8 protein-coding genes are annotated in these 9,458 nt (G+C 40.0%); 1 reads left to right on the top strand and 7 read right to left on the bottom strand.

Going from position 1 to position 9,458, the window contains the following annotated elements; translation table 11 throughout:
• Positions 1–462: 462 nt before the first annotated feature.
• Both HZA08_09775 and HZA08_09770 read right to left on the bottom strand, forming a co-directional pair.
• Positions 463–930 carry a DUF86 domain-containing protein gene (locus HZA08_09775; protein MBI5193713.1) on the bottom strand — a complete coding sequence of 156 codons (468 nt, stop codon included), beginning with the start codon at positions 928–930 and terminating at the stop codon, positions 463–465.
• The gene (locus HZA08_09770) at positions 917–1,315 is read right to left on the bottom strand and encodes a nucleotidyltransferase domain-containing protein (protein ID MBI5193712.1); all 399 of its coding nucleotides are present in this window, start codon (positions 1,313–1,315) and stop codon (positions 917–919) included. The genes HZA08_09775 and HZA08_09770 overlap by 14 nt, the downstream gene beginning before the upstream one ends.
• 70 nt (positions 1,316–1,385) lie before the next feature.
• On the opposite strand from HZA08_09770, the gene HZA08_09765 reads away from it, so the two are divergent.
• The gene (locus HZA08_09765; GenBank protein ID MBI5193711.1) at positions 1,386–1,664 is read left to right on the top strand and encodes a hypothetical protein; all 279 of its coding nucleotides are present in this window, start codon (positions 1,386–1,388) and stop codon (positions 1,662–1,664) included.
• A 253-nt stretch (positions 1,665–1,917) separates the two neighbouring features.
• On the opposite strand, the gene HZA08_09760 is transcribed toward HZA08_09765, so the two are convergent.
• The 5 genes from HZA08_09760 to HZA08_09740 all read right to left on the bottom strand — a co-directional run bounded on the left by HZA08_09760 (position 1,918) and on the right by HZA08_09740 (position 9,399).
• On the bottom strand, positions 1,918–3,108 hold the full coding sequence (locus HZA08_09760) for an ATP-binding protein (protein ID MBI5193710.1): 1,191 nt from the start codon (positions 3,106–3,108) through the stop codon (positions 1,918–1,920).
• A 205-nt stretch (positions 3,109–3,313) separates the two neighbouring features.
• Positions 3,314–7,165, bottom strand: a complete 3,852-nt coding sequence (locus HZA08_09755) for an Ig-like domain-containing protein (protein ID MBI5193709.1) — start codon at positions 7,163–7,165, stop codon at positions 3,314–3,316.
• Between the two features lie 16 nt (positions 7,166–7,181).
• Positions 7,182–7,412 carry a hypothetical protein gene (locus HZA08_09750; protein ID MBI5193708.1) on the bottom strand — a complete coding sequence of 77 codons (231 nt, stop codon included), beginning with the start codon at positions 7,410–7,412 and terminating at the stop codon, positions 7,182–7,184.
• Between the two features lie 19 nt (positions 7,413–7,431).
• Complete coding sequence (locus HZA08_09745; GenBank protein ID MBI5193707.1) at positions 7,432–9,075, bottom strand: caspase family protein; 1,644 nt, start codon at positions 9,073–9,075, stop codon at positions 7,432–7,434.
• Positions 9,076–9,234: 159 nt separating this feature from the next.
• On the bottom strand, positions 9,235–9,399 hold the full coding sequence (locus HZA08_09740; GenBank protein MBI5193706.1) for a hypothetical protein: 165 nt from the start codon (positions 9,397–9,399) through the stop codon (positions 9,235–9,237).
• Positions 9,400–9,458: the final 59 nt, after the last annotated feature.

Here is a 9,458-nt window from a genome sequence, read left to right as displayed (position 1 = left end):
TTTATGGAAAGGCGGGTCCGGCATGATGAAGAAGGCAGCCTAATAAATTCACCCGAAAATCTCTCCGGCGGGGTTTTCTTACCCCGCTGATTTTCATGGCCCTTTGTGAACCCTCGGTTCATGGGAGTTCATCCGAAAATCAACCCCATCCCCACCCTACCCCTCCCCTTGAAGGGGAGGGAATCAACATAGCCCCCTCTCCCTCAGGGAGAGGGTTAGGGTGAGGGTGGGGTTTTCATTCCCCTTTGTGAGCGCCCCGCTCATGATAGTTCATCCGAAAATCTCCATAGTTCACCCCCACCCTAACCCTCCCCCCTCAAGGGGGAGGGAATAAACATATTTGCTTCCCTCTCCCCTGGCGGGAGAGGGTCCGGGTGAGGGGGCCTTATTTTCATCATCCTTTGTGAGCCCAAGGCGTATGACGGTTCATAGGCAATCTTTGTAGCGACCCGCCCCCGCGGCTTACTCTATTGTTAGTCCTACTCTTGTTGGTTCTTTAAGAAGTTCACTTATATGTTTACAGAGAATATAAAAGTCTTGTAGGTCCTCTTGTATAATATTATAAAGCTCGCTTTCTGTTATCTCGGCATAAAAATGAACCATCCTATTGCGATACCCTGCCATTTTGTTGAGTTGGTTGTCGGCAAAATCTGCCGGAATAATTTTATGTTTTCCAAGAAGTTTTGGAATGTCTTTATACGATGTTGCCCTTGCCCCTGGAATTCTTGAAAGGATATGAGAGCCGATGTCCATTGCAGCCTCAAGAGCCCTGTGCAGGTCATAAAAGGCGATGCGAAAGTTATCAATGCTAGAATGAAACTCATCAAAGGAAATACCCTTAAATCGCTCAAGACTCTTTATCGAGTCCTCTATGTATGAAAGTCGGGCCTGCAAAACCTCTTTATTTAATGGAGCTTTATATATTGGCATATCTCAGTGACGCAACTTTATCAAAATATTCAAGAACCGGTTTAAAATCAAGATGCATATTTATAACATAGGATTCATAATCTGCAGTAATTATTGAATCTTTTTCAAACAAAACTTTTGCTTTCTTAATTGCACTGTATTGAAATGGAAGAGTGGATTTTTGCAGGAAAACAATATCAACTTTTTTATCTGGATAAAGCTTCTGAAAAATATCATAAAGGATATTGTATAAAGCCCTTGTATCTTCGAGAGTCTTAGAATCTTTCACTACTACACCTATATCTATATCGCTTAATGGCGTGCTGATACCTATAGCCTTTGAGCCAAAGAGATAAACAATTAAGACCCCCGCTTCTTTAAATTTTGTTCTTATTTTTTTATTCATTATGATTAATCTTGCCGGAATACACTAAGAATTTGCTTTTCTGAGGTTACAGTAGCAGGATGATATTTTGTTGTCAATAGGGGCGGTATATCTTTTTGAGACTGATATTAACTTAATGCATGAAATGAAGTTTTTAATTTATAACGACATCTGCCGGGCAATTAAAAGGAATGATGTTGATATAATTATTCTTAATATGCTAAAAAACATAATACTCCTTGATGAAATTGTAAGGTACGGACGTGTTATATTTGAAACTGATAAAAAAGAAAGAGAAGATTTTGAGATCTCAGTGTTACACAATTCAGTTGATTTTAAAAACCAGCGTTATTCTTTAATAGGAATTTGATGGAGAGGATTTATCAGAAGATCGGGAAAATCAGGGGATATATAACCCTTATTGAATCACACAAAGATAGTGGATGCTAAAGTAATATGTGAGAATAATAACAAGATTAGATGAGGTCAGAACATTCCTTGAACAGATAGATGCCTCCTTAGGACTGAAACCTATAACACCTTCTACCCCTCCCAACCTCCCCTTGTAAAGGGGAGGAATCGTTGTTTTCCCCTCCTGACCAAGGAGGGGTTAGCGGCGGTTGTCATTCCTTCATGAACCATACATCAGCCTTAGACATAAAAAACTGTTCAAGTGGAATTCCCCCTGCACCAACAATAAGCACCTTAGCCTCAGGATATTTGCGCCGAAAGTATTCTATACCTGACAATTTACCGGACCTTCCGCTTTTTACCTCTATTGCCCATGATTCAGCACCTCTTGTGACAATGAAATCAATCTCTTTGTCACCTTCCCGCCAGTAAGTAATACTGTACTCAGTCCCGGAAAGCCAGTTGCAGAGGTGTAAACCAACTGCATTTTCAACAAGACGGCCCCACCATATAGGATCTCCGACAGCATCACGAAATGTCTTTGAAGAAATGGCGTTTATCAGGGCATTATTCCAGAGTATCAGTTTGGGGCTGCTGCCGCGTTTTCGTATCTGCCCCTTTGAATATACCTCAACACCGCTGACAAGAAACGCCGATTCAAGTAATTTCAGGTAATGGGCCAGCGTCGTGGTATTACCTGCATCCTGCAACTGCCCAAGCATTTTATTATAGGAAAAAATCTGAGCCGGAAATGTTGCCGACAGGGCAAACAGGTGCCGCATGAGTGCGGGTTTGGTGATTTTTTGCATCTGGAGAACATCACGCGCCATGACTGTCTCAATAAGGGAATCAAGGACATATTTCTTCCACTGCTGCTCATCCTTTACGAATACTACTGCACCAGGATACCCGCCATAATAAAGCCACTTCCTAAGGTCCCAGCCAAAGGCCTCATTACATTCCTGAAATGACCAGTGCATACATCTGTTCAGGTAAAACCGACCGGCCAGGCTTTCAGTCAGTCCTTCCTGAAGCAAAAGTGCAGAAGACCCAAGCACAAGAAGGCGTATATCATACTTGCTGCGCCTCCCCTCGTCCCAGTGGTATTTAAGGGTTTCGCTCCAGCCCCTTACCTTCTGAATCTCATCAAGCACGAGAATGACCGGCTTCTTATGCCTCTCAAACTCAACCTGTGCCAATCGCCAGTTAGTTTCAATCCATTCAGGCCCCGGTGGCAATGGACTGTCCGCTGTTGCGTAAACAGCCGGAAAGGACAAGACCTCCATCACCTGCTGTGCAATTGTAGTCTTTCCAACCTGACGCGGACCGGTAAGCACCTGAAATACCGGCAGGCGTTTCTTCATTGCATCAGCAATCGTTTTCACAAGCGGCCTGATGAACATGATGCAATAATATAACAGTAATCATAATCAGAGTCAATTTTACTCAATGATTGAGTAATTTTACTCAAGGCTACCTCACAGTAATCCTAACCCCTCCTTACCATGGATGGGTTAGGGGAGGTTACAAGTGTCAACCCCAATCGCTATACTTTATAAACCAGTTCAATTATGTGTTCACAAGGCGGGTCTCAGAACCATACGGTACTCAAGGTATTACATAGCTTAGGGAGACGTCGTCTATATACCAACCTGGTCCGACAGAACCCCATGCTGAAGTTGGATTCTGGAACTCAAAATAAATACGAATTTTCTTACCGGCATATTTCTCCAAATGTAATAGCGGATATGACCATACCCCTGAAGATCCGGAATAACTATTAAGGATATCATTATTACTTGAGCTCCATACACCTGGAGATGTTTCTTCGAAAACTCTGATATCCCCAATATCTTTTGTCCCATCAGGTTCCCCTGCAAAGCTGAACCAATGCCAAAATCTAAGTTGAAGTTCCTCTCCAGTCCCTATTGCAGGTAGTTTAATAGATGGGCTAATCAAACTACTCCAAGTACTTTGAGGATAATTCCCTGCCAATACAGTTGCAGCACACTTTGAACTGCTATTGTAACATCCCCCTGGACCTGAAGTCGCTGTTCCTACCTCCCATACCCCGTTTTTAGCCGACCAGTCACTGATTCCTCCTTCAAAGCCATAAGAGTATGTATCACCTAATTTATTGATGAGAATAGGTTGGACATAAGTAATGGAGAGATCATCTATATACCATCCCGCCGCTACAGACCCCCATGCTGATGTAGGATTTTCTAATTCAAAATATATTTTTATTTTCATGCCGGCATATCCTGTCAAATCCACCGTAGGATAAGACCATATTCCTGAATATCCTGAGAAACTCATAATTTTTGCATTATTTGTAGCAGGGTCACTCCATACTCCTGGAGAAGTCTCTTTGGAAATCCTGACGTTTCCGCGATCTGTTGTTCCATCAGGTTCACCTGCAAAGCTAAACCAATGCCAAAACCTTAAATGAAGCTCCTCTCCATTCGCTATTGGGGGTAGTTGTATAGATGGGCTTACCAAACTACTCCTTGTACCTTGAGGATAATTCCCAGCCAATACAGTCGCAGCACACTTTGAACTGCCGTTGTAACATCCACTTGGTCCGGACGTAGCATTACCAACCTCCCAAACCCCATAGGTATCTGACCAATTTCCTATTCCACCCTCAAAATCATAAGAGAAAATTATGGCAGTTATGTTAATACTATCAGTCGCTACAGCAGAAACATTCCCTGATGCATCTTTAAACCAGACATAGACATAAACGGTCTTTCCTATAGAATAACTTCCTTTAAATGTATAATTAACATTCGCACTATAGTTTGTAGTCGGTGTAATATCAATCCAGCCAGTAATATTGGATGCAGGTTGGTCGGGTGATACGCCAGTGTCATTATCGAGTACATAATAGCCGGTAACACCTGTATTATCAGTAGCAGCAAGTGATAATGACACAGTGTTGGACAGAGTTGATGTTACACCACTATTGATAAAATTGGGCGGTGTAGTATTTGTTGGTTTAACACTATCATTGAATGTAATGCTGTCACTGCCAACCATTGATATATTCCCCGCCGCATCTTTGAACCAGATATATGCATACAATTCAGTCCCATTGAGATAGGTACCGGGGAAGACATAGGAAACACCTGCACTATAGTTTTTAGACGAAGACACTGAAACCCATCCTGTTGCATCAGCAGCAGGCGTAGCAGGGGGGACACCTGTTGCATTATCAGCTACATAATAGGCAGTAACTCCCACATTATCCGTAGCCGAGATGGATAATGTGACGTTAGTGGAATCTGTAGAATTAGCACCACTATTTATGAATCCGCTATCAGAACTATTTATCGGGGCAATGGTATCATGATATGTCGGTTTTGCTGAGACCTCTTTAGATATATCACTTTCTCCTTTACTATTTTCCGATGTCACAACATAATAATAGGTTGTGCCTTCAGTAAGTTTTTCATGAATTTTAGATGTCTCAATAATTCCTGATATTTTTGTACCTGAGCCTTTGTTGACACCAGATACCGTTGACCAGTAAATGTTGTAAGATGTTGCATCTGGTACAGCATTCCAGTTAATTGTTGTTTGCCTCTCTCCGCTTGTAGCAGTAACTTTATCAGGTATTGATGGCAGAGCTTCATAAGAAAATATGGTTTGGATTTCAGATTCAGTAAGAGGACGGTTATAAATACGGAAATTATCTATAGTTCCGTTCAAGCGGTTATTATAAACAAAATCACTGCCTATGTTAAAACTATTCCCGATGTAAGTAGGCTCACCACTATTAAAATATTGCAGATAGCCTCTCTTAACCTTATTGGTTATCTGACCGTCTATCCAAATTTCTATCTCCGAGGATGTTATATTTATAACAACATGTTCCCATACATTAATCCCAAGTTCATTATTGTTAATAACCGTATATTTACCGGTATCCAATGCAGAGGTGTCTTTATAATAAGAACTTACTGAATCAGCATTTGAACCACCAGACCATAGAGTAACCCCAATTGCATTAGTCCCGCTACTATCAAAAGTAGTTATTAGAAGACTTCTATTCCCATTCAAATTATACTTTGCCATTAATGTTCCGAATTCATTGACCGAATCTTTTCCCCTGCTGTTAATCCAAAATGAAAAAGATTTAGCATTATTTGGGTCCACAGTTTTTGCAAGTTTGACATAATCATCTGTAGAATCTATATTCAATGCCTTACTATTCCCCCTGTTTTTACATTCAGGATTTCCATACAAGGTACCATTATAACCACCTCCACTATCATCATTTGCATTACATTGATCAAAACTAAAGTATGCAATTAATCCGTCTGATGGCGGTTTTTGAGTCGTTGTAAAACTCCACGCATAATCGCTTGCCATAGCATTACCGGCTGAGTCTTTTACGCCTGTGGTAATAGTAACCGTATGGGTTGTATTATCAGAAAGAGTTCCGGAGGGAGTAAATGTAGCAGTTGTGCCGCTAACCGTGATCGTTCCTGTAATATTATTACTTCCATTGAAAACTTTGAAAGTATCGTTTGTAAAAGAAACACTATTCATTGGTTCTGAGAATGTCGCAGAGATTGTAGAATTTACAGGAACATTTGTTGAAGCATTTGCCGGGCCTGCAGAACTTACAGTAGGTGGTGTTTTGTCCGGACCTGCCACAGTCGTAAAACTCCATGTAAAATTGCCTGCCATTGTATTTCCGGCAAGGTCTTTTACACCTGTTGTGATAGTAACCGTGCAGGTTGTATTCTCCGTAATATTACCGGAAGGAGTAAATGTAGCGGAAGTACCGCTAACAGTAAACGTTCCTGTAACATTATTGCTTCCTGCTGAAACCGTAAATGTATCTTTTGTAACAGTCGCACTATCTATAGGCTCAGAAAAATTTGCAGTTATGGTAGCATTTACCGGAATATTTGTTGCACCATTTACAGGGTTTGTTGAACTTACAGTTGGTGGTGTTTTATCTTCTACAGGTTTACTATCTTTGTTCTTTGGATCTGTTCCCTGTAGAATCTCATAAAAATTCTTAAATCCATCTCCATCATCATCAATATCTTTGTCAGGTGGTGCCAAAAACATTTCATTATCCTTACCCGATGCAAAGGTTACTGTACCTTCAGTCTTAGCCAATTCAACACCTGAATATGTTAAATTTGAATCAATATATTTATATACCAGCATGTAAGTATGAGAACCCATCTTGAAATCAGAACATTTCTGGTCATCCTTTAAAGTAGTATCATCAGAATCCAATTCAAATTCGCAGGTCTTCCCTCCTAATTCAAGATATGCCCTGACCTTTGAGGCTTTGGGTTTCATCTCAGGAAAGGCAGAGGAGTGGATTGTCACACTGCCATCCTTTCCCTTGGTCCATGAGCCACAGCCTGCAAATATAAAGGCAACAGCCAAAAGGATGAGCAGGAGATTGTTATGTTTTTTAAGTATCTTCATAGTTTCTATGTTTCTGTTACTTTACAATAATAGTTCCGGATGTAGATGGCTGCGGGATGGCAAGTATACCTCCCCCAATCACAAGCAAGGCTGTCAGTACCCACTTCCAGTTACAAGTCAACCATCCTTTATCTTCACATCGCCCAACTCCAGTAGGTTTCACAACCTCAAACGTTGGATCCATATCAGCCCTAACAGGTAAAACAAAAACAAACAACAATAAGATTATTGCAATTATCTTTTTCATTTATATCCTCTTTCAAATTTTACTTACCCGATGCCTTCAGTAAAACAATATCTTTATTACCGTCAATATCTGGTTCTTGTTCTTTTTTATTCACCCTCATTGCAGCATTTTTAACACTTTCGGGAAGGTTCTCACCTACATCTGCTATTGTTACGTCTTTTCCTGTTTCAAGATTTCTCACGCTCTCTTTAATGGCCTTCAGGAAAAAATATGTAAAAAGTCCATGCTGTTTCTCATCATACCAAGTACTTATTTGATCACCCTTTGAACTTGCTAATATTACAGTATTATCACCCATTTTCATTTGCGGCATATCAACATCTATATGTATTGGACTTGCCCCTTTGATTACATTCCCCCCCGGATATTCCCCGCTAAAACATGAATCTATAACTAAAAATATATTTGACGGTCCTTTCTCTTTATTGAGTTTACCAATATTAGAGTATAACCAATCGAGTGGATAACTGGTAAATTCTAACGTACTCGTATCAGCATCTGCTGTTAATAAATAAGGTTTTTTTGTATTAGTGTCAGGGCCGCCATGACCTGAATAGTAAATAAATATATCCGCCCCTCTCTTTGCCCTTTTGTACAACTCTCCTTTATGATTGCTTCCATCACCAAAATGGTATCTGAGGTCATTAGCTTTTGCATTTATCAGTAGCTTTACATTATCTTCTTTAAAACCTAATGTCTTAATTAAATATTCTTTAATCGTTTTAGCATCATGTTCAGCATATTTAACAGGATCAATAGATGAATTTCCTACATAATCTTTATTCCCAATAACAACTGCCACAGCATCCGGACGCCTTACAGAGGTAACTGGGGGGGTATCTACATTGGACAGTGTATTTAACGTAATAGTAGTGGGCTTTATTTCAAACTCACTTTTCTCAATGGCTGTTACTCTAATATTTACAGCACCGTCTGATAATTTATTATCTGTCTGGATTTTAAAAATAAAATCCTCTTTACTATTTGGGCCAACCGGTCCTGATGTTTTTTCAGGACCATCAATATGAACTAACCCCGGCATCGTGGCAACAAATTGAGGCGATACATTATTAATAATGGCCTCGCCATTTCCTGTATTATTTACAGTTACAATTAAGTCCGCCGTCTCTCCCCCCTCTATGGCTGTGGAATCACTGTTCCCTGGATACTTTACAAAGGCATTAAGTGATAGCTGAGGTGGATTTTTTTTTGCGTATGCCTGCCTTAAGGTATCCTTATATTGCTCATTCCTGTTTTCAAGAGCCGTAGCCCTACCGGCAAGATTTAAAGCCTCATCATATTTCCCGCTTTTTATATAGACCATTGCCAGTGCATTTAAAGCCTTTGCATTATTGGGATTGTCTTCAATAAATCTCTTGATCTCCTTTTCTGCATCAGCATATTTCTTCTGATAATAAAGGACTATACCAAGATTATAATGTAGCGGAACACTCTCACTACAAACTTTAACAGCCTTTCTCAATTTTATTTCAGCACTATTATAGTCGCTTGATTCCATAAACCCGCTGGCCTCTTTAGAAAGATCCTGAGCCAGCTTACAAGGGCTTTTATCAGACCCGGCCCAGACCCACTGGGAGATCAGCATATTGGACAGCAAAAGGATAGATAGAAACAGGATGGTATGTGTCTTATGAAAACTCATGGAACTAACTCCTTCAAAGTCAAAAAGTATTCAAATTATTAGCATAAACTTGTTTATAAAGCAAGCATAATTTTCTTGCATTTTTATTGCACGAGATGATTATCTGCACATCTAAAGTAGATTTGACGGACATGGATTTTGAAATTTGAAAAGAGGTAGTTACCTGATACCCAGCCTCACTCGCTTAACCAATTCAAAGAATTGACTCCGCTTTAATTCCAGTAAGTCCATAGCTTGCTCAAAGCTAAGTTCTTTCTTTAAATACCGCTCCAATATCATCTTTACCTGATCATTTGTATGTCGCTTATGCATCTGTGCCGTCATTTTGTTCTCCTCTATGAATAATTATTATTGTAAAGTCTTCTATATTATCATAGAGGTAT

Source organism: Nitrospirota bacterium, assembly GCA_016212215.1.
In the GTDB taxonomy this organism is placed as follows: Bacteria; Nitrospirota; 9FT-COMBO-42-15; order HDB-SIOI813; family HDB-SIOI813; genus JACRGV01.
Note: the sequence above shows the minus strand (reverse complement) of the source record. Positions and strands in the feature narration are given on the sequence as shown.

Coding starts and splice junctions, on each gene's coding strand:
- HZA08_09775 (MBI5193713.1), bottom strand. CDS start 930: ATGCCAATATATAAAGCTCCATTAAATAAAGAGGTTTTGCAGGCCCGA.
- HZA08_09770 (MBI5193712.1), bottom strand. CDS start 1,315: ATGAATAAAAAAATAAGAACAAAATTTAAAGAAGCGGGGGTCTTAATT.
- HZA08_09760 (MBI5193710.1), bottom strand. CDS start 3,108: ATGTTCATCAGGCCGCTTGTGAAAACGATTGCTGATGCAATGAAGAAA.
- HZA08_09755 (MBI5193709.1), bottom strand. CDS start 7,165: ATGAAGATACTTAAAAAACATAACAATCTCCTGCTCATCCTTTTGGCT.
- HZA08_09750 (MBI5193708.1), bottom strand. CDS start 7,412: ATGAAAAAGATAATTGCAATAATCTTATTGTTGTTTGTTTTTGTTTTA.
- HZA08_09745 (MBI5193707.1), bottom strand. CDS start 9,075: ATGAGTTTTCATAAGACACATACCATCCTGTTTCTATCTATCCTTTTG.
- HZA08_09740 (MBI5193706.1), bottom strand. CDS start 9,399: ATGACGGCACAGATGCATAAGCGACATACAAATGATCAGGTAAAGATG.